Origin of the sequence: Bacillus sp. AFS023182 (assembly GCF_002560575.1) — a bacterium.
Classification (GTDB): Bacteria; Bacillota; Bacilli; order Bacillales; family Bacillaceae_G; genus Bacillus_A; species Bacillus_A arachidis.
Genome location: NZ_NTRO01000004.1, coordinates 272806 through 293411, shown reverse-complemented (window position 1 = coordinate 293411; position 20606 = coordinate 272806). Strand labels below are relative to the sequence as shown.

Here is a 20606-nt window from a genome sequence, read left to right as displayed (position 1 = left end):
TGTTATATAACATGATTGTTCCATTTATTATATCATTTTCTTAATTTTCAATCTAATGTACAAAAAAATAGAATATGTTAAAAAGTTTGCCTTCGCTTACTTTCTAACATATCCTACATCAATATGGAGGGTACTATATAGGAGATGTCCGCCCTATATGAACTCCATTATATCAATTAAATTCATCGAATTTTGTAAAAATTTAAAAGTGTATAGAATTTTTTTACATCTCCTAAATTTCTTCCTTTTTGAATAACATATTGTCACTCAAAAAGGAAGAACTACAAAATATAATCCTTTATCTTTCTATTCTATTATTCTTTAAACAAGACTCATCACTTTCGTTTTCATAATTATATCATGGAAACCACAATTATCATGACGGAACAACATCATGTATACATTACAAATAGATGGTATTCCAAGTAGCAATATGTTCGGTAATAACAATACAAAGAAACGTATTGTTATCGTTTGAATTGTTAACTTTTCACTTGTTAATGATATAAGTCTTATTCTTGTTATTTTCTTACCAATTGTACAACCGTTCCATATAAATGGAACAAGAATAAAATATATAGCCATTAATATTAAAACAAGCGCAAGATCATATCGATAATCACCTAAGCTTATATTAAAGCGATTGAAAATGGCTCCATAATTTCCCGTTACAATTGCCACAACCGCCCCATACATCACCGAGATTAGAAACATATCGATAATGGAAGCACCTATGCGATTCATTACCACCGCTGGACGATGCATCTTTAACTTCATTTTATGTCGACTCCTTTGTATCCTACTTTACCTGTCTCATAGTACCATTTCTAAAAACCATTGTAAATAACTCATATATTGGCGTTTCTTTTCCTTTTCTTGTACAATGTGTTTACAACAAGCATTTTATAAGGAGGGCCTCATATTGAAGCGATTAATGACCGTAATCGCCATTATATTATTGACTGGTTGCACAACAAACTCTAATAGCCATTCAGCTTACACCATCAATGACGAATATGAACTAGTAAAAACTTCCAAAAATGCATTTGAACTTTTCCCAACACAAGATGCTGTATATGCTACACAATATGTCCCAGCTAAAATTGTAGAAATTGCTTGGGACGATATATATATTATTGCAAAACAAATTGAAGAAAAATCTGACCCAAACAACCCAGAATCTAGTATTACAAATAAGCAGAGCGAATATTATTGGATTATTGATATGAACAACAATCGTCGCTTTGGTCCTTATAATGAAAAGCAATTTCAGGAACAAAAAGAAGCATTTCGAATTTCTGAACAATTACAAGCCATAGAAACTTATTTAAACGAACAAAACAAACAGTCCTCAAGCACATAAAAACGGCTGTTTGTTTCAAAAATGGTATACTTTTTCAGTCCATTTGTTGATTTTGATAACTTGGATGTTCCTCTTTTATCGTGATAACAGTACCGCATTTTTTACAAATTTCTACCTCAGCGACTGTTTGTGCAAATAAAGTAAGATAGTTTTTTTGGTCTGGTGCTATCGTTCCTTTTTCTATTTCTTTACTACCACATTCGTAACATCTTTTTTCCATTTTTCTTCCCCCTTTGCACTTTATAATACATTCGCTTTGATTTGACAAATTTCCTGTTCATTTTCTATACAAAAAACATCTCACTTAGACAGTGAGATGTTAAATGTTTGCGGTTCTGCAACAATGTCATGTGTTTCATTCGATACAAGAACATCAGTTGTAAATGCGATTTGAGTAATCTCTTTGTTCTCATCATCGAGTATTAATCCAATTATCCCTTCCCTTGTTTCACCTCGCTTATACTCTTCTTTTGTAACATTTTTCGTGTCTACAAGCGTATCCTCTTCATATAAGAAGTTTTGTTTTGGGACATTGAATTGCTGTGTTCCATTAATCGTGACATCATTTATAGAGAAAAACTGCATGTCTTTATCTCCGCTATTTTCTACCTTATATGTAATTTCCACATAGCGCACTTTATCTGCAATATCTTTTCCACTTAACGAAGCGTACAACTCAGCATCTTCTCGATTAACTTTATCTCCAAGTCTACGCTGCACTTCCTCTGGAGTTAATGCTGTATATACCTTCAATGTATCTTTTGCATCTTGACTCATTTGTGATAATGCGATAACTTTTACATCTTGCACATGAATTTTCATTGGAAGTACTTCAAATGTTTGATTCACATGTTTTAGTTGTTCTAATTTAAATGTACCCCATCCTTTTTCTTTTACAGCCTGTCCAACTTTCTTTAATTTCTTGCCACCATACTCAGTTGTTTCTGGAATAGTTTCTTTCTTTACCTCTTTTTTTTCTTCCTTTTGAAAACATCCACTGAGCAAAACGATAGAACTACATAAAATACAAATACTTTTCCATACTTTCATCTTCTTATTACTCCTAACACTCTTATTCATAATTAACTAGATTATTCCTTTACTTTATATACTGCTGAAACAATGAATATCCCCAAAAAACACTTGTAATTCTGGATACTATTATACTCCCGATTTGTAAAATTTGAAAATACAGGTCTAAGAATGCATGAGCAGTAAACACGCCAAGCAGTAAGTTCAAATAAAAAACCTAACCATATATGTCCAATGACACCGTTCGGCTGAAAATGTAAAACATATTCAAAATCGGGCGCCATGCTTCCTAATACTAATGCTGTCACTGAAACATATCTTGGTTTCATGCAAAAAGGAATGACAGCAGTCAGATGTGCAAATACAGCCTATGTTACTTTCCTTCTGAAACTAAAAAATCTTCCTATGTAAGACATCCTCTATCATAACGATATCGATTCTTTATATGCAATACTTATTTTGACATTGGAATATCTATACTTTAAATGATATAATCTAAATGTAATTTTTAGGAAATAATTAAGTGACATGATGTTGACACTCATACTTGTATTTTTTCTATGGAAACATATAAAAATAGCACAGTATATTCCAAGTTTACTAAGTTTTATTATAAATAGAAACACATATGACTGGGGCGAGTTAGGTTTCTCTACTTTACAATTTGTTATTTTATTTGCAAGTTGTCTGACTCTTGTATTTGCTTCTATATTAGAAACAAAATCTTCAACGAATTGAGGTATATAGTTTGAATGAACATACAACCTTTCTAAAGAGCATCTCCTTACAAAAAGAACATATTCCTACTTTTTCCGTGTATCCATATTGTTTGCCTGCCATCCGAACACTACAATCACTCGATTTCCACCCTAATGTCACATTTATTATTGGAGAGAACGGAACTGGGAAATCTACATTGTTAGAAGCCTTAGCCATCGCTTTAGGGTTTAATGCAGAAGGTGGAACAAAAAATTTTCGTTTTGCTACTCATGATTCGCACTCACCCTTACACAAATATATTCGAGTAGCAAAAAGCTTTGTTGCACCAAAAGATGGATTCTTTCTACGCGCGGAGTCGTTTTATAACGTTGCTTCTTACATTGATAAGATTGACACAAATGAGGATGCAGCTTTAGGGAATAAGATCATCGATTCATACGGAGGTATATCCCTACATGATCAATCTCATGGTGAATCATTCTTTTCTTTATTTATGAATCGCTTTTCAGGACAAAGCTTATACATTTTAGACGAGCCTGAAGCAGCTTTATCTCCAATGAGACAGCTTTCTATGCTAATTCGTATGCACGAGTTAGCAGAACAAGGAGCACAATTCATTATCGCTACCCACTCTCCTATTTTGATGGCCTATCCAGAGTCGAGTATATATTCGTTCTCACAAGAAGGAATCACTGAAACAACCCTAGAGGAAACTGAGCATTATCAAACGATGAAACTCTTTTTCGAGAATCGAGATCGCTTGTTTCATCATTTGTTCCAATCATAAAGCAAAAGATAATATTGCTCGTTGATATCCAAAAAAGAAGAAGCAGCAAGCTGCCTCTTCTTTTTTATAGTGCTTCTATAAATAACGCTACCCCAATGCCACCACCGACACAAAGGGATGCAATTCCTTTTTCTAAACCTCTTCTTTTTAATTCGTGAATTAAACTTACCGTAATACGTGCACCTGTACAACCAATTGGATGCCCAAGTCCAACACCACTTCCGTTGACATTTACTTTCTCACGGTTTAAGCCCAGTTCCTTCTCAACCGCTAAGTATTGTGCCGCAAAGGCTTCATTGATTTCTAATAAATCAGCATCTTCTAATAACCAATTTACTTTCTCTAAACCTTTACGAATTGCTGGTGCTGGACCAATCCCCATAATTTTCGGATCTACCCCAGCTACAGAATAACCAACGATTCTAGCTAATGGTTGTAAGCCTTTCTCCCTAGCCTTTTCTTCACTCATTAATACTAAAACCGCACTTCCATCATTAATACCTGATGCATTCCCTGCAGTTACTGATCCACCTTTACGAAATGCTGGCTTTAACCCCGCCAATTTTTCAGCTGTAATATCTGCACGTGGATGTTCATCTTTTGAAAATACTACTTCTTTTCTACGCTCTTTTATTATAATAGGAACAATTTGATCATCAAAATAACCTGATTCAATTGCCTGAAGAGCTAATTGATGACTACGCAACGCAACTTCATCTTGTTCCTCTCTTGTAATTTCATATTGCTCAACTAAATTTTCCGCTGTTTCCCCCATCATAATATGGTGGATTGGATCTTCTAAAACTTCCCACACCGTATCACGAATCTCTCCATGTTGAAGACGCTGTCCCCATCGGTGTTGTTTTAATGCATAAGGACTTGAGCTCATCGCTTCTACTCCACCCGCAATAACAACCTCACTTACACCTAACTGAATTTGCATTGCTGCTGACATAATCGCTTGCATACCTGAAGAACATTGACGCTGAATCGTATAACCTGTAACCGTTTCTGGAAATCCTGCTGCTAATGCAGCTGTTCGCGCTGTATTTGCTTCATCTGTTCTTTGAATACAATGTCCTAAAATGACTTCATCCACTTCATGAGGTTCTACTCCACCTCTTTTAACAGCTTCTTGAAGTACAGGAACAACTAATTCTACTGGTGTTACATTTTTTAGCGCTCCCCCAAAAGTTCCAATTGGCGAACGAACTGCAGCTGTAATGACCACATTATGCATCTTGCACTTGCCCCTCTCTTATGTACCCTAGTAAGTTTTTGGATGGAATAACATAAGATGTATATCTAAATTTATCATACTACAAACATACCAGAAAAATCAAAAAATTTAATATAATAAAAATAGAGAGAATCTTCCTCTCTATTCGGTCAATGCGTATAAAAATTTTTGCAAAATTTTCTCTGTTGTTTTATTTAAATTAGGTAATTTTTCAGCTGGAAAATACTTAAGATCCAGACTTTCTTCATCAAGCTCTATTTCACCACTTATATGATGCGCTTGGTATAGATGAATCACATTATAAATTTCATCCCCATTTGGATAGCGATAATATACATCTTTCCCAGAAAGAACACCAAGAAATTGCAACGTCTTCACTTCTAATCCTGTTTCTTCAAAGAACTCTCGCCGAGCCGTTTCTTCCGTTGTTTCACCTAACTCCATTGCACCACCTGGTACACCCCAATCATATGTATCCGAACGATATTGAAGCAATACTTCTTGTTTTTCATTTAAAACAATTACTGCCGATCCTACAAGAATTAACGGCCTTGTACCGACTGATTTTCTTAATTCTTCAATATACCCCATTGCAAACCTCTCCTTTCCTCATCCTTCCTTATCATAGCAAACTTTCTTATTTTTTTGTGTGATGAAAAAAATATTCCTACTAGCAAAAAAAGGGAGCATTCGCTCCCTTTTCATTACTTTTATTTTCGAAAACTTTCATATTTAACTGCTTCAAATGCCTTTTCAATCTCTTCATTTCTATAATGAACATATGTAAAACGTCCTAATTCTACTAATCGAGAGATTTCTTGTAATGCCTTTTGCTTTTCATATGTCTCTTTAATCATTACATGTACATAAAATTTCATAAGTGGATGTTCATATAAGGTTTCTCCAACCTCCACATATACATCCTCTACCCCTTGTACCACTCTTACATAACTCGCAAACTGATAAACGGCTTCTCGATCTGACACAATTTTTAATGTGTACATATATTCTCCCCCTTTTCTTTTACTATATCAGAATGAATAACATATAATTTAATTAAACTATGAATATTTTCCGACTTCTTCCACTTATTCTTATATCCATATTATTCATTCATTTGTATCTTCTCAGTTAAAAACACAGCTATCCACAAAAGAAAATTTTAATCACTCATTATCAATCGGACTTTTCCAAACGGTTCTCCCACCTTATTTCTTTAGGTAGAGTCTTACTTCCTGTTAACATAGGATAAAACACGTTGTATACAATATTTTTCCAGCAATTCCAACCCATCAAAATACACCTAATTTATAAGGATTATATCCATACACAATCGTTTCCTTTCACATAATATATTAATAAACTATTTTCCATTTGAGGTGTTTCTAATGGATCCGTACGTAAATATATGTATTTGCATTGCCCCAGGCTCCGATATTAAGGACCACCGTATCGCCAAAGACTTAGCAATCGCTGAATCAATATGGCACCCCATTTCATTTCAAATTAAAGATGTCATTATACTAAATGAAGCATTTAAATTTCATGATGGTGAAATTAGCTATATGGATTCTGTCCGAAACCAGCCTAAAGTTTCTTCCTTTTTTAACACCTGTTCATCAGAAGTTCCCGATTGTGATATTTATATTTGTTATATCGGAAGTAATTACTTTAAAGAACAATCCGTCATTGCATGTGCCTATTCATTTGTTATAAACCAAATCCTTACAGGTTATATCATCCTTACTAACGCTGCTTCTCCTATGAAAAATATATATACACTTGCACATGAAATGGGGCATATTTTATTTACAAGGCGGATTAACGGAAAGCTTACCCATGCAGATCCGCATTCTCCAAACGGATCTGAACACCACCCTTCTTCAAGTAATCTCATGTATCCAATTGTTCCTCGTCCTGACAAAGTACACATTGAATCTTTATTAACAAGTGAACAGAAAAATCTCGCTTTGCAAAGCCCTTTATTACACACAAAAAAACAGTAACAATACTATTACTGTTTAAAATCATATATTGGCTGCACAGAAAACAGCTCTCACTCAAGACCCCTGTATACTATTTCTTTGGAGATATTTCCGCATGTACCCAAAGCAGCCTTTTTCCTTATACCCCTAATTGACACTTTTTCGCTCTTCTATTTTCATAGACCACCTCAATAATCCATATAAACTAGCATACATAAGTAAAACTTCTATCACTCCCCAGTATGGATTTTGTTTTCCTAACTCTTTAAATGCAAACATAATTGATAATGGAACAATTAACACAAAGATTCCAATCCAGCCAAGTGCATATACTTCGCCAATAATAAGTAGTAAAAAGATAATTGCAGCTAGTATATAGCTTTGCATAGTAGACAATTGTAAGACAGGAGTTCCATACCATTTATTAACAAACATTAATAACACTAGTAATACAATTGGAATCATCACTATTGCATAAATAATCCCAAATTCTTTTAATTTGCTTTTGAAAGACGACATCCGAAATGCAATAATTGTCCCAATAATAGTAATCATTAAAACGATTGGATATCCAATTAATTGTACATTTGTTAATGCAAATTGATGATTTGGATTATTAAACAAAATATTAGTTAGTAACCAATATCCACCAACCCCAATCATCATCCCCAGAATGCTCCTTATACTCCCTCCTTTATCTGTCTCCATTTCTTTCGCCAATTCATCTGCATACTCTTTCGGCGAATCTCCAAAAATATCCCTTACCCTCTTCCCCCGTTTCTCTCCTTCAATTAAATGAAGCTCTGCATCTTCTAAAAATGCATTTATATCTTCTTCCTTCATTCCTTTTGTTAACAAATACACTTTCATATCTATTAAAAACTTTTCTCCTTCTTTAGAAACGTGCATTATCATCTTCTCCCCTTTCCTTTTAGTAAACGTTCTACACTGCTTTGCATCACTTCCCAGCGTTCCATAAATTCATCAAGTGCATCTTCACCTTTTTCTGTTAATGTGTAATATTTTCGCTTCGGACCAGTTGAAGATTCTTTCATTACGCTCGTAATTAGCCCTTCCTTTTGCATCCGTATTAATAATGGATAAATACTTCCTTCACTTGCCATAGTAAAACCATACTTAGCTAGTTTTTCACTCATTTCGTATCCGTATATCTCTCCTTCAGAAATAATTGCAAGGAGACAGCCTTCTAAAATCCCTTTCAGCATTTGACTTGTCGACATAATTCAAATCCTCCCTCTATCTTGTTTTACAAGATAGATAAGCATAAGTATCTTGCTTTACAAAATAGTATAGCAAAAGCTATTTTGCAAAACAAGATAGCCCAGTATATTTTTCTAAATCTTTGCAGGATTTTCATTACATTCCCTCTAAATAGAGCAATAAGGTAAATCTTATATATAAAGGAGTGCTCTCATCATGGTTACAAATCGTGTCGTCTTTTTAACAGGTGCTGCAAGTGGTATTGGTTATGAAATGGGAAATGCATTTGCAAAAGAAGGAGCAAAAGTGGTGATTAGTGATCGTCTTGAAGATCGTGCAAAAGAAGCTGCTGAACAGTTACGCAAGGAAGGATATGAGGCAATCGGTCTAAGATGCGATGTGACATCTGAGCAAGAAATATCCGAAGCGATTTCTGAAACTATTACTAAATTCGGCTCACTTGATGTATTAATAAATAATGCTGGTATGCAACATGTCTCACCAATTGAAGAATTTCCAACCGACAAGTTTGAACTTCTTATTAAAATTATGCAGATCGCACCGTTCATTGCCATAAAACATACTTTTCCAATTATGAAAAAACAAAAGTATGGGCGGATTATTAATGTTGCCTCTATTAACGGACTTGTCGGATTTGCCGGGAAAGCTGCCTATAATAGTGCGAAACACGGCGTAATTGGTTTAACAAAGGTTGCCGCGTTAGAGGGAGCTACCCATGGGATTACAGTAAATGCTCTCTGCCCAGGTTATGTGGACACACCACTGGTTCGAAACCAACTCCAAGATTTAGCAGCAACAAGAAATGTTCCACTAGAGCGTGTATTAGAAGACGTTATTTATCCACTCGTACCACAAAAACGATTGCTTGCTGTAGAAGAAATTGCTAGTTATGCTTTATTTTTAGCAAGTGAGAAAACAAAAGGAGTAACTGGTCAGGCTGTTGTTATAGATGGCGGCTATACATCACAGTAGCTCTTTTTTGATTGCAAAAAAAGGCTTATGCTTCTTGAAAGCATAAGCCTTTTCCCTCACTTCGTTTCATGCGGAGCTTCATATCTTGTCATCTGTTGTGGTAATTTCTCAATTGCAACAATTACACCATCTAATTTACTTTCAATACGATGCAGTAAATATAACGTCACAACGATTGGAAATCCAACATTACCGATCATAGATATCCATTCCTCCATCTACTTCCCCTCCTTTCTTTTACATAAATAAGCAAAAGAAAGGAAATTTGGCAATAAAAAAACAAGCTACTATATATTAGCTTGTTTTTCAAATAATAAAGCAATCTCTACTGCATAATCCCCTTGTAGAATTCCCTTTTCAGTAATAATTCCCGTAATAAGATCATGAGGAGTTATATCAAATGCAGGATTATAAACATTGACGCCCTTTGGAGCAATTTGTTTTCCAAAAATCTTTGTAACTTCAGATTCGTCACGTTCTTCAATCACAATTTCAGCACCCGTTTTCTTCGTAATATCAAATGTAGAAAGTGGAGCAGCAACATAGAAAGGAATATGAAAATACTTTGCTACTATAGCTAAATTCAAGGTTCCTATTTTATTTGCTGTATCACCGTTCGCGACAATTCGATCTGCCCCTACAATTATAGCAGTAATATGTTTTCTTCGGATCACATGAGCTGCCATATTGTCTGTAATGAGTGTTACATCAACACCAGCTTGTTGCAATTCCCATGTAGTAAGACGCGCTCCTTGCAAGACAGGTCTTGTCTCACATGCATAAGCATGTAAGCTTATCCCACGCTCCTTTCCAATATAAAACGGAGCTAGTGCTGTTCCATAACGAGCCGTAGCAATACTTCCAGCGTTACAAATCGTTAAAATATGATCTCCATCTTTAAATCTAGTTAAAGCATGTTCCCCAATACTACGGCACACATTTTCATCTTCTTGCTGAATTTTAAGTGCTTCCTCTTCCAACATTTTTCTCGATTCTTTAATTGTTGTTGCTTCCTTAATAGAGCTACTCATACGATCAATTGCCCAAAATAAATTAACAGCTGTCGGACGTGCGGTTGCTAAATAATCACAATCGCGTTTGAAATTTTTTTTAAACTCAGTGATATTCATAGCATTATATTTTTTTGCTGCAAGCGCTAAACCAAAAGCAGCTGTAATACCAATTGCAGGTGCCCCGCGTACTTCTAACATAACGATACTTTTCCATACATCTTCAATACTATTCAATGTTTTATATTCTACAACATGTGGTAATCTCGTTTGATTTAATAAAGTAATAGAATCTCCCTTCCAACTTACAGAACGCGGAACAGCAACTGTTGTGCTCATACTCTTGCCTCCTCTCCAGAAACAATATATCGAAATATTGTTTGAAACACACGAACATCTGCATTTGTTGCTTCATGTAATAGTAATTCTCTTCCTAAGTATAACGCTTGTTTTTTTGCTTGAATTCTTCGACTTTTATTCTTAATCCCATCTAAATCTACTACATGTGCTAATCCAATTGTTCGACGAATGATTTCACAACCAGCAAATCCAACTGCGTCAGCAAAAATATTTTGTAGCACAATTGCAAGCCATTGTTTCTCCTTTGTATACGGTTCTATCCCTTCTAATAGCCATAGCTTCGTGAATACTTCTACAAAATCACTCCATGTTTTTTCAATATGATAGAATAAAATATCTCGTTTCTCGTCTTCCCTTGCTAGTGCATTCAACAATAAATTTGCAATAAATTGACCAAGGTCAAATCCAAGAGGTCCAAATGTTGCAAACTCCGGATCAATTACCTTCGTTTCAGAAGATGATGAAAAAATACTACCTGTATGTAAATCACCATGAATTAACGCTTCTTTTCTCGTTAAAAATTTATATTTATACTGTGCTACCTGTAATTTTAATTTCTTATCACACCAAAGTTCATCTAAGACAGGTTGCAATTCTTTCTCATAATCGTTTGTTTCATAGTTTCCAAACGGATCTGTAAACACAAGATCTTCTGTAATTTTACAAAGATCAGGATTTACAAACTTTCCGTCTAACACCCTTTTCTCTTCTGCTAGTAGGCCAAAATCTGACGTATAAAACAAAACATGTGCTAAGAAGCGCCCAATATGCTGAGATAAAAGCGGATATTCTTCCCCTTCAACCAATCCTTTACGAGTAATTGTAAAAGCCGATAAATCCTCCATTACTGTCACAGCTAATTCTTCATCATGACCATATACTTTTGGTACATATTCTGGTACGTATTTTGCAAAAACTTGCAATGCTTGACTTTCAATCGTGGCCCTTCTTACCGAAAGTGGCCAGCTTTCTCCAACGACTTTTGCATATGGAAGAGCCTGTTTTACGATAAGGCCGCTTTCTCCATCATGGACCCTGAATACATAATTCAAGTTCCCATCTCCTATTTCATGACAAGTTAGCTTTGCGTCTGTCCTAAAGTATCCATGCTCTTTTACATACTGAGCTGCTGTTTCTATTGTTAATGAACGATATCCCATTTTCTTATCCCCCTTTTTTAATGCAGAGGCTTTTCATCATAAGAAAAACCTCTTCCCATGAAGAAAGAGGTTTGAAGTTTATCTTCTCCCCTCTTATCTGTCAGAAAGCTATTCTTTCTGCTGGAATTAGCACCGTGCCTTTTTGGCGCATAAGCGCCCCATCTCGCAATGGTATTACGGTCGGTTGCTGGGTTTCATCGGGCCAAATCCCTCCACCTGCTCTTGATAAGAGTTGCATGATTTATTTGAATTTTTAACTTTCTGCTACAGACTATAACAAGAATAAAAATCATTTGTCAATATTTTTATTTATATAATTCTGGACGTCGATCGGCAAATACAGGAATTCCCTTACGCACTTCTTTAACTTTTTCTAAGTTTAGCTTCCCATGCAAAATTGATTCTTCTTCTCCTGCTTCTACTACAATTTCCCCCCATGGATCAACAATAAGAGAATGTCCAGCAAACACATTATGTGGATCCTCTCCTGCTCTATTACACGCAACCACATAACATTGATTTTCAACCGCTCTTGCTTGAAGGAGTAAACGCCAATGAGCTAAGCGAACAAGCGGCCATTCTGCTACAACGAATAACACATTTACCCCTCTTACAGTATAAACACGCATCCATTCTGGAAAACGAATATCATAACAAATCACACCACCACACTGTACACCATCCAATGTAAATTCTCCTGTTTCACTCCCCCCTATTAAATAGTTATGTTCATTCATCAACTGGAACAAATGGACCTTGCTATACTCATTTTGCAGTCTCCCCTCACGATTCACTATATACATCGTATTTGTAACACCGTGCTCTGTTTGCTTCGCAATGGAACCACCGACAATATTTACATCATATTTCTGTGCCCATTCTGAAAGAATCTGTTTTGTTTGGATCCCATCTCCATCTGCAATTTCCGGAAGTCTTTCTAAATCATAACCAGTCGTCCAAAGTTCAGGTAATACGATAATATCTGGTGTTCCTTGCATCGCTTCTTCTATTTTTTTCTTTGCATTTCCAATATTTATTTTCACATCACCAAAAGCAATATCCATTTGAATACATGCGATTTTCATTTTATCCACCTCATTTTCAATTTTCCCTTTACAAAAACTTGGAAAGGCTATATTATTTGTCACTAGAATTGTAACAACTTTCAAAAGAGGTGGAAAGTATGAAACATTTTCAACCTTCCAGGGTTGTAACATCCTTACCAACACAGTTTTTCGCTTCACTTGTTGCAAAAGTTAACAAAGTGGTGGAAGCAGGTCATGATGTTATCAATCTAGGACAAGGCAATCCAGATCAACCAACACCGCCGCATATCGTAACAGCTTTACAACATGCAGCAGAAAAAACAGTTCACCATAAGTATCCACCATTTCGCGGGCATGAAAGCTTAAAAAAAGCCTTTGCGGCGTTCTATGAACGTGAATACGGAGTCAAAGTAAACCCTAAAACAGAAGTAGCTATTTTATTTGGCGGAAAAGCAGGGCTTGTTGAATTACCGCTTTGTTTCACAAACCCGGATGATACAATTCTGGTACCCGATCCAGGATACCCTGACTATTTATCAGGTGTCGCTTTAGCAAAAGCAACCTTTGAAACAATGCCATTATTAGCAGAAAATAATTTTTTACCAGACTATGCAAAAATTGATGAATCTATTGCCAAACAATCAAAATTAATGTTTTTAAACTACCCTAATAACCCGACTGGTGCTACTGCATCAAGAGAGTTTTTTGAAGAAACAATTTCCTTTGCCAATAAACACGATATTTTAGTCGTGCATGATTTTGCTTATGGTGCAATTGGCTTTGACGGCAACAAACCAACGAGCTTCTTACAAGCAAACGGTGCAAAAGATGTTGGCATTGAGATTTATACATTGTCAAAAACATTTAATATGGCTGGTTGGCGAATCGCCTTTGCTATTGGTAACGAAAGTGTCATTGAAACAATCAATGTATTGCAAGACCATATGTACGTCAGCATTTTTGGTGCTGTACAAGAGGCAGCTTGTGAGGCGCTATTAAGTTCACAAACTTGTGTGAATGAACTTGTTGAACGCTATGAATCACGAAGAAATACACTTATTACAGCTTGTTGTTCGATTGGCTGGGATGTTCTCGCACCAAATGGATCATTTTTTGCATGGCTTCCCGTTCCTAATGGTTATACATCGGAACAATTTACTGACTTATTGTTAGAACAAGCGCACGTAGCAGTTGCACCTGGAATTGGGTTCGGGAAACATGGCGAAGGCTACGTTCGTGTTGGATTATTACATACAGAAGAGCGACTACAGGAAGCTATTCAACGAATCGATAAATTGAAAATTTTCAAAAAACCGTTGACATCGTAAAAAAACTCTGTCAAAATTCAGATATCGTAAAAATTAAAACATTTCAAAATACTTCTTATCAAGAGCAGGTGGAGGGACGAGCCCGACGAAACCCGGCAACCGATCTACAATTGTAGGCACGGTGCTAATTCTCGCAGCGTTACGCTGACAGATAAGGAGCTGGTTGTAAAAAAACCTCTCCTTAGCTGAGAGGTTTTTTTATTTAACTAGGAGGTTATGAAAATGAGCGGAATAACAGCAACCTATTTAATCCATGATGATTCTCTTCATTTAAACCAAAAAGCAGAGCAAATCGCTCTCGGTTTGACAATTGGTTCATGGACTCATCTGCCACACTTATTACAAGAACAATTAAAACAACATAAAGGCAACGTCATTCATGTCGAAGAGTTGGAAGAGCAAGAGCGTGTAAATACGTATCTTGGAAAAAAAGTAATACGTGGACTCATTAAAATTCATTATCCATCAGTAAATTTCAGCCCGGATTTACCGGCTATTTTAACAACAGCATTTGGAAAATTATCGCTAGATGGCGAAGTTAAACTAATTGATTTAACAATTTCAGATGACTTAAAAGAACATTTCCCTGGTCCTAAATTTGGCATTGAGGGAATACGAAATCTCTTACATATTCACGATCGTCCACTTCTGATGAGTATTTTCAAGGGAATGATCGGTCGCAATATAGGATATTTAAAAACCCAACTGCGCGATCAAGCAATTGGTGGTGTAGATATTGTAAAAGATGATGAAATCTTATTTGAAAACTTATTAACACCGCTCACAAAACGAATTTCTGCTGGAAAAGAAGTATTACAGTCCGTATACGAAACATACGGTCATAAGACTTTATATGCAGTAAATTTAACGGGTCGTACCTATGATCTTAAAGAAAATGCAAAACGCGCTGCCTCAGCCGGTGCAGATATTCTTCTATTCAATGTATTCTCATATGGATTAGATGTACTGCAATCACTTGCTGAGGACGATGATATACCTATTCCAATTATGGCACATCCTGCTGTAAGCGGCGCATACGCTTCATCGGAATTATATGGATTTTCTTATCCATTACTACTCGGAAAGCTGCTTCGTTATACTGGTGCAGATTTCTCTTTATTTCCATCACCATACGGCAGTGTTGCATTAGAAAAAAAAGAAGCTCTTCTTATTACAAATGAACTAATTGAAAAAGATCCGTCTTTAAAACGAAGCTTCCCTGTTCCATCGGCCGGTATTCACCCTGGTTTTGTTCCATTTATCCTTAGTGATTTTGGCAAGGATGTTGTCATTAATGCAGGTGGTGGTATTCATGGTCATCCAGCTGGGGCACAAGGCGGTGGAAAAGCATTTCGAGCAGCGATTGATGCTACTTTGCAAGGAACACCATTGCATGAAGCAGGTAACACTGATTTACATGTTGCACTGCAATTATGGGGAAATCCATCTCACAAGGTGACACTATGAGTCTTCAAATTTTTTGTGACTTCGATGGTACGATTACGAACAATGATAATATCGTTGCTATTATGGAGAAATTCGCTCCACCAGAAGCTGAAACGATTAAACAAAAAATTCTATCACAAGAACTTTCTATTCAAGAAGGTGTTGGAGAGATGTTTTCCCTTTTACCTACAAGCTTACAAAATGACATCACCACTTTTATAAAAGAAACAGCGGTGATTCGAGCTGGATTCTCAGAGTTTGCACAATTTGTCCAAATAAATCAGATTTCACTTCATATTATATCCGGAGGAATGGATTTTTTCGTCTACCCTCTCCTCAAAGGATTAATCAACCCAGATCATATTTATTGTAATACGACTGATTTTTCGGGGGAAACAATTCAGGTAAACTGGCCCCATCCGTGTGATGAAGATTGTAAAAACAAATGCGGTCTTTGTAAATCGACACTGATTCATCAATTAAGTTCAAACGGTGATTTTAATATTGTAATTGGAGATTCAATTACAGATTTACAAGCTGCGAAACTTGCTGATAAAGTATTCGCTCGTGATTTTCTCATTACAAAATGCCGAGAATATCAAATTTCCTATACGGCATTTGAAACGTTTTATGACATACAGACAGAAATTAAGCAATTGTTGGAGGTGATAAAATGAAACAACTTTTTCGCCAATGGGAAGAATTGAGTAAACTAAAGAAAGAATTAACGGATCGTAACTGGTTTCCTGCTACAAGCGGAAACATTTCAATAAAAGTAAACAATGCTCCAACTACCTTTCTTATTACAGCAAGTGGAAGAGATAAAACGAAAACTACACCTGATGATTTTCTATTAGTTGATCATACTGGAAAGGCTGTTTTAGAAACCGATTTACGTCCTTCAGCAGAAACATTGCTGCATACTCATATTTACAATCATACAGAAGCTGGATGTGTCTTACATGTCCATACAATTGATAACAATGTAATTACAAACGTATACAACAAAGAAGTTTCATTTTCTAATCAAGAAATCATTAAAGCTCTTAATATATGGGAAGAAGGGGCCTCTATCAAAATTCCGATTATTGAAAATCATGCCCATATTCCAACGTTGGGAGAAGATTTCCGAAAACATATTCATGGTGACGCTGGAGCCATACTAATTCGCAACCATGGTATTACAGTTTGGGGAAAAGATAGCTTTGACGCAAAGAAAAGACTAGAAGCATATGAGTTTTTATTCCAATTTCATATAAAACTATTATCAATTCAAGGAGGCGTTTCCCATGGCGCAAATTCGTATTCATGAAATAAATACCCGTATTGAAAATGAAGTGGAAGTGCAGCAATTTTTACAAGGAGAAGGCGTTTTATATGAGAAATGGGATATTTCAAAACTTCCTGCTCATTTAGAAGAAAATTACTCCTTAACTGATGAAAACAAAAAAGAGGTTTTAACAGTATTCTCCAATGAAATTGCTGATGTTTCAGAACGTCGAGGCTATAAAGCACAAGATGTTATTTGCCTATCAAATGCAACGCCTAGCCTTGATGAGTTATTAATTAACTTTAAACAAGAGCATCATCATACTGACGATGAGGTACGCTTTATTGTCAGTGGGCATGGTATTTTTGCCATCCAGGGTAAAGATGATCGTTTCTTCGATGTTGAGCTTGAGCCTGGTGATTTAATCTCTGTACCTGAAAATACAAGACACTATTTTACTTTACAAGATGATCGCCAAGTTGTAGCCATTCGTATTTTTGTTACAACGGAAGGCTGGGTTCCTATTTACTAAGGTAGTTAGTTGAATAAAAGGTACTGGATCCCCTTTTCCATCCTTTTATTCACTCTACATATATACATCCTCCTATGGAACAGGCTTATTTCACAAATATGAAATAAGCCTGCTTTTTTATTTTCTCTTGCTTTGTAATATCTCCTGATGGATGTAAATTCATCATTAAAGATGACTGATGTCTACCTCGTTTTTTTATTTTTCACTTTATCAAGTATGTTTCTCAATAAAATTTGAACATTTTTTGAACATTTTTTGAATTTTTTCTGAAAATTCTGTTTAAATTGTGATATAATACAAATAATAGAAAATGAAGTGAAAAAACTGCAAAAAGAGGGGGAAGAACATGAATTTAATTATAGCACTTATACTTGGGGTTACTTGTGGGGCTATTCCTGCTATTCTCGGAGCAATTATGGAGGAATTAGAGATTGGTATCTTCGGTTTTGTAGCATCCTCTGTAAGCGCTTTACTTTTTGGTTTGTACGGTGCTATTCCTGTCGCTATTCTCTTTGCATTATATATATTACGTCACGCTCGTACAAAGCAATTTAGTCGCAATCATATGGCTCAGATCATTCCATTTCCAATCGAACGCTCTCGCCGTGCTTCTAGCTTATAATTCCATTATTATATCCCCACCATACATCTACTTTAATATAACCTGCCTTTGTCAAAATTAGCTTCCAATTTTCCCGAAAAATATGTTAAAAATAAAAAAGTCCTCAAGTGAGGACTTTTTTATTTTTTATTTATTTAATTCCAAAAAATGGAACAGTTCTTGTAAATGAAGAGCATCTTCTCCGTAGCTAACAGATACATAACATACCCCATCAATTTCAGCATGCATATATAAATCGATACCTTCACGGTCATACTTTAAAGCTAAATAAAATTCCATTTCTTCTAGCATCTTTTTTGCTGTTCGAATAACATAATGACCATTTTCATCACGCCCATATTCAAATGTTGGCTCAAAATCATACTTTTGTTTAAATGCCGCTTGTTGCTTATCATTAATCGGCATACAAATTGTACGTTGCACAGCATCAACCATTCCATCAAATTTTTCTAAATTCATCATATTCCTCCCCCTATATATTTTTTATATAATACTTGTGTTCCACTGTCTTCCTCTCCCGATTCTACTAGTTGTTCATATAAATCTTTCGCAAGAGTTAAACCCGGTACAGGTAATTCTAATTTTTCAGCCTCATCTAATGCAATTTTCATATCCTTCATAAAATGTTTCACATAAAATCCTGGTGCAAAATCCTCTTTTAACATACGTGGAGCTAAATTACTTAATGACCAACTACCGGCTGCTCCAGTTGAAATACTTTGTAATACTTTATCTGGATCTAAACCTGCTTTCTTTGCATATGCTACCGCTTCACAAACTCCTATCATATTAGAAGCGATTGCAATTTGATTACACATTTTTGTATGCTGCCCACTTCCTGCCGGGCCCTGTAGTTGAATGTTTTTCCCTAGTTTCTCAAATAAAGGTAAACAAACTTCATATACTTCTTGATCTCCACCAATCATAATGGCAAGTCTACCTTCTTTTGCTCCAATATCTCCTCCCGATACCGGCGCATCTAGCGTATATACATTCTTTATTTTTCCAGCTTCATATATACGTTTCGCTAGCGTAGGTGTAGATGTTGTAAAATCAATTGCAATTGTTCCTTCATTTGCATGTTCGAGAATTCCTTCTGTTCCAAAATAGACTTCCTCTACATCATGCGGATATCCTACCATCGTCATAACAACATCTACATTCTTTACCAATTCTTTTGGTGAATCACACCAATTTGCTCCTTCTTTTAATAAAGAAGTTGCTTTTTCTTTCGTACGGTTGTACACATATACTGTATAACCACTTTTTAATAAATGATGCACCATACTTTTCCCCATAACACCTATGCCAATAAAACCAATTGATGAAATTACTTGTTTCATCTACTCATCCCCTTTGCTCTATTAAGTCGCTGACCATCTTTCGAAATTCCTTATTAAAATCATCATCCACGCCATTTTGTACATTTGAGAATAAAATAACAAATGTTCTCTTATCCTTATTGAAATTATTAAATGTATTCCAGCCAGAAAGTACACCATGATTATGAAAATAATCAGGATAAATATAAAAACTAAATGCATATTTTCGTGCTGGTGAAGGTGTAAACATTGCTTGGATACTTTGTTGTGAAAGAAGTTTTCCATTTATAATTGCTTCATCCAACTTCTTCATATCTCCAACTGTAGTATACATCTCACCACAGCCGTATAACCAATCCATTGCCAATTTTGGTGCAGGTACAAGTACATTATCTTTCTTTTTATATCCTTTAGTAAAATGTTGATCTCCTGGCACCATATTCCCCATGCCTGATTCATACATTTCTGCTCGTGCAAAAATATTCTCCTTTATGTATTCTCCTAAAGGCTTTTTAGATATATTTTCTATAATGTAAGCCAACACCATATAATTATAATCAGTGTATTCCCAACCAGTTCCTGGCGGAAAAGCTACTTGTTGCTTTCCAATCCAAGTAACTAAATTCAAATGGGATGCAGCATTCACTTTCCCCTTTCCCTTCCCTGGTAAACCAGAAGTATGTGTCAGAAGATGATATAATGTAATATTTTTATCTGCCGGGAATGAAGGGATATATTTATTTACATTATCCTGAATATTTAACTTCCCCTGCTCTTGCAGCTGTAAAATCGATGTTGCCACAACAGTCTTAGTAATTGAACCGATACGATATTTTGTTTGTGGCGTATTTTCAATTTTATTTTGAACATCTGCGTACCCATATCCTTTATTCAACACAACATGATCTTTATCCGTGACAAGAACTGTTCCATTGAAATTTTTATCTTTTAAATATTGATCTAACTTTTGTGCCACACTGGCATAATCAATTGGCCGTCCCTCTTTTTCTTCCGATTTATCATGTAACGCAGAATCAACAGAAGGCGTTACCTTAGGAGTTGCTATTTCCTCCTTCTTTGGTATAGAAAAAAAGTAATACACACTCCCGCATACTATACAGAAACTCAAGACCATAATAATTAATCTTTTTGTCATTAACAAACCTCCG

Annotated in this window: 26 protein-coding genes and 2 riboswitches; of the genes, 10 read left to right on the top strand and 16 right to left on the bottom strand. The window is 35.6% G+C overall.

Going from position 1 to position 20606, the window contains the following annotated elements; translation table 11 throughout:
- Positions 1-321: 321 nt before the first annotated feature.
- Positions 322-777, bottom strand: coding sequence for an RDD family protein (locus tag CN288_RS03345; protein WP_026590142.1), 456 nt, complete (start codon positions 775-777; stop codon positions 322-324).
- A 157-nt stretch (positions 778-934) separates the two neighbouring features.
- Between CN288_RS03345 and CN288_RS03340 the strand changes: the two genes are divergently transcribed.
- Positions 935-1363, top strand: a complete 429-nt coding sequence (locus CN288_RS03340; protein ID WP_441296544.1) for a DUF3997 domain-containing protein — start codon at positions 935-937, stop codon at positions 1361-1363.
- A 34-nt stretch (positions 1364-1397) separates the two neighbouring features.
- Here CN288_RS03340 and CN288_RS03335 read toward each other — a convergent pair whose 3' ends face one another.
- The 3 genes from CN288_RS03335 to CN288_RS30165 form a co-directional block, all read right to left on the bottom strand.
- Complete coding sequence (locus CN288_RS03335; RefSeq protein ID WP_026590140.1) at positions 1398-1583, bottom strand: hypothetical protein; 186 nt, start codon at positions 1581-1583, stop codon at positions 1398-1400.
- An 80-nt stretch (positions 1584-1663) separates the two neighbouring features.
- Entirely contained in the window at positions 1664-2413 is a 750-nt protein-coding gene (locus CN288_RS03330; RefSeq protein WP_098301806.1) for a hypothetical protein, read from the bottom strand.
- Between the two features lie 41 nt (positions 2414-2454).
- A complete protein-coding gene (locus CN288_RS30165) occupies positions 2455-2748 on the bottom strand; it encodes a DUF4184 family protein (RefSeq protein WP_441296543.1) in 294 nt (97 codons plus the stop codon).
- A 395-nt stretch (positions 2749-3143) separates the two neighbouring features.
- Here CN288_RS30165 and CN288_RS03315 point away from each other — a divergent pair, with 395 nt between their 5' ends.
- The gene (locus CN288_RS03315; RefSeq protein ID WP_026590138.1) at positions 3144-3902 is read left to right on the top strand and encodes an AAA family ATPase; all 759 of its coding nucleotides are present in this window, start codon (positions 3144-3146) and stop codon (positions 3900-3902) included.
- 64 nt (positions 3903-3966) lie between these two features.
- Here CN288_RS03315 and CN288_RS03310 read toward each other — a convergent pair whose 3' ends face one another.
- The 3 genes from CN288_RS03310 to CN288_RS03300 form a co-directional block, all read right to left on the bottom strand.
- Positions 3967-5142 carry an acetyl-CoA C-acetyltransferase gene (locus CN288_RS03310; RefSeq protein ID WP_026590137.1) on the bottom strand — a complete coding sequence of 392 codons (1176 nt, stop codon included), beginning with the start codon at positions 5140-5142 and terminating at the stop codon, positions 3967-3969.
- A 141-nt stretch (positions 5143-5283) separates the two neighbouring features.
- Positions 5284-5733: an NUDIX hydrolase gene (locus CN288_RS03305; protein ID WP_026590136.1), complete on the bottom strand. Its 450-nt coding sequence runs from the start codon at positions 5731-5733 to the stop codon at positions 5284-5286.
- Positions 5734-5852: 119 nt separating this feature from the next.
- Positions 5853-6146, bottom strand: coding sequence for a DUF3928 family protein (locus tag CN288_RS03300; RefSeq protein ID WP_026590135.1), 294 nt, complete (start codon positions 6144-6146; stop codon positions 5853-5855).
- Between the two features lie 384 nt (positions 6147-6530).
- Between CN288_RS03300 and CN288_RS03295 the strand changes: the two genes are divergently transcribed.
- Complete coding sequence (locus CN288_RS03295; protein ID WP_026590134.1) at positions 6531-7148, top strand: ImmA/IrrE family metallo-endopeptidase; 618 nt, start codon at positions 6531-6533, stop codon at positions 7146-7148.
- A 126-nt stretch (positions 7149-7274) separates the two neighbouring features.
- Here CN288_RS03295 and CN288_RS03290 read toward each other — a convergent pair whose 3' ends face one another.
- Both CN288_RS03290 and CN288_RS03285 read right to left on the bottom strand, forming a co-directional pair.
- Positions 7275-8036 (bottom strand): DUF1129 domain-containing protein, encoded by a 762-nt coding sequence (locus CN288_RS03290; RefSeq protein ID WP_090687339.1) that lies wholly within the window; start codon positions 8034-8036, stop codon positions 7275-7277.
- A 2-nt stretch (positions 8037-8038) separates the two neighbouring features.
- Complete coding sequence (locus CN288_RS03285) at positions 8039-8368, bottom strand: PadR family transcriptional regulator (protein WP_026590132.1); 330 nt, start codon at positions 8366-8368, stop codon at positions 8039-8041.
- 196 nt (positions 8369-8564) lie between these two features.
- Here CN288_RS03285 and CN288_RS03280 point away from each other — a divergent pair, with 196 nt between their 5' ends.
- Complete coding sequence (locus CN288_RS03280; RefSeq protein ID WP_026590131.1) at positions 8565-9341, top strand: 3-hydroxybutyrate dehydrogenase; 777 nt, start codon at positions 8565-8567, stop codon at positions 9339-9341.
- Positions 9342-9397: 56 nt separating this feature from the next.
- Here the strand turns inward: CN288_RS03280 and CN288_RS03275 are convergent, their stop codons facing one another.
- The 4 genes from CN288_RS03275 to CN288_RS03260 form a co-directional block, all read right to left on the bottom strand.
- Positions 9398-9559 (bottom strand): YvrJ family protein, encoded by a 162-nt coding sequence (locus tag CN288_RS03275; protein ID WP_017151057.1) that lies wholly within the window; start codon positions 9557-9559, stop codon positions 9398-9400.
- Positions 9560-9628: 69 nt separating this feature from the next.
- Positions 9629-10690, bottom strand: coding sequence for an S-methyl-5-thioribose-1-phosphate isomerase (mtnA, locus tag CN288_RS03270; RefSeq protein WP_098301805.1), 1062 nt, complete (start codon positions 10688-10690; stop codon positions 9629-9631).
- Positions 10687-11871 (bottom strand): S-methyl-5-thioribose kinase, encoded by a 1185-nt coding sequence (gene mtnK, locus CN288_RS03265; protein WP_098301804.1) that lies wholly within the window; start codon positions 11869-11871, stop codon positions 10687-10689. Before mtnK ends, mtnA begins: the two co-directional genes overlap by 4 nt.
- Positions 11872-11961: 90 nt before the next feature.
- Positions 11962-12103: riboswitch (SAM riboswitch) on the bottom strand.
- 73 nt (positions 12104-12176) lie between these two features.
- A complete protein-coding gene (locus CN288_RS03260; protein ID WP_026590128.1) occupies positions 12177-13040 on the bottom strand; it encodes a carbon-nitrogen family hydrolase in 864 nt (287 codons plus the stop codon).
- A gap of 14 nt (positions 13041-13054) precedes the next feature.
- Here CN288_RS03260 and CN288_RS03255 point away from each other — a divergent pair, with 14 nt between their 5' ends.
- The 6 genes from CN288_RS03255 (at position 13055) to CN288_RS03230 (ending at position 18115) form a co-directional block, all read left to right on the top strand.
- Entirely contained in the window at positions 13055-14245 is a 1191-nt protein-coding gene (locus tag CN288_RS03255; RefSeq protein ID WP_098301803.1) for a pyridoxal phosphate-dependent aminotransferase, read from the top strand.
- A gap of 52 nt (positions 14246-14297) precedes the next feature.
- Positions 14298-14403: riboswitch (SAM riboswitch) on the top strand.
- Between the two features lie 64 nt (positions 14404-14467).
- On the top strand, positions 14468-15712 hold the full coding sequence (gene mtnW, locus CN288_RS03250) for a 2,3-diketo-5-methylthiopentyl-1-phosphate enolase (RefSeq protein ID WP_098301802.1): 1245 nt from the start codon (positions 14468-14470) through the stop codon (positions 15710-15712).
- A complete protein-coding gene (locus CN288_RS03245; protein WP_098301801.1) occupies positions 15709-16368 on the top strand; it encodes a 2-hydroxy-3-keto-5-methylthiopentenyl-1-phosphate phosphatase in 660 nt (219 codons plus the stop codon). Before mtnW ends, CN288_RS03245 begins: the two co-directional genes overlap by 4 nt.
- On the top strand, positions 16365-17003 hold the full coding sequence (locus tag CN288_RS03240) for a methylthioribulose 1-phosphate dehydratase (RefSeq protein WP_026590124.1): 639 nt from the start codon (positions 16365-16367) through the stop codon (positions 17001-17003). Before CN288_RS03245 ends, CN288_RS03240 begins: the two co-directional genes overlap by 4 nt.
- Positions 16981-17493: a cupin domain-containing protein gene (locus tag CN288_RS03235; RefSeq protein ID WP_026590123.1), complete on the top strand. Its 513-nt coding sequence runs from the start codon at positions 16981-16983 to the stop codon at positions 17491-17493. The genes CN288_RS03240 and CN288_RS03235 overlap by 23 nt, the downstream gene beginning before the upstream one ends.
- A gap of 346 nt (positions 17494-17839) precedes the next feature.
- Positions 17840-18115 (top strand): hypothetical protein, encoded by a 276-nt coding sequence (locus CN288_RS03230; RefSeq protein WP_026590122.1) that lies wholly within the window; start codon positions 17840-17842, stop codon positions 18113-18115.
- Between the two features lie 126 nt (positions 18116-18241).
- Here the strand turns inward: CN288_RS03230 and CN288_RS03225 are convergent, their stop codons facing one another.
- From CN288_RS03225 to CN288_RS03215, 3 genes are read right to left on the bottom strand one after another with little or no spacing between them, the layout of a single operon-like run.
- Positions 18242-18574 (bottom strand): DUF3909 family protein, encoded by a 333-nt coding sequence (locus CN288_RS03225; protein WP_026590121.1) that lies wholly within the window; start codon positions 18572-18574, stop codon positions 18242-18244.
- On the bottom strand, positions 18574-19458 hold the full coding sequence (locus CN288_RS03220; protein WP_026590120.1) for an NAD(P)-dependent oxidoreductase: 885 nt from the start codon (positions 19456-19458) through the stop codon (positions 18574-18576). Before CN288_RS03220 ends, CN288_RS03225 begins: the two co-directional genes overlap by 1 nt.
- Positions 19459-19462: 4 nt before the next feature.
- The gene (locus CN288_RS03215; RefSeq protein ID WP_026590119.1) at positions 19463-20593 is read right to left on the bottom strand and encodes a serine hydrolase domain-containing protein; all 1131 of its coding nucleotides are present in this window, start codon (positions 20591-20593) and stop codon (positions 19463-19465) included.
- Positions 20594-20606 lie beyond the last annotated feature (13 nt).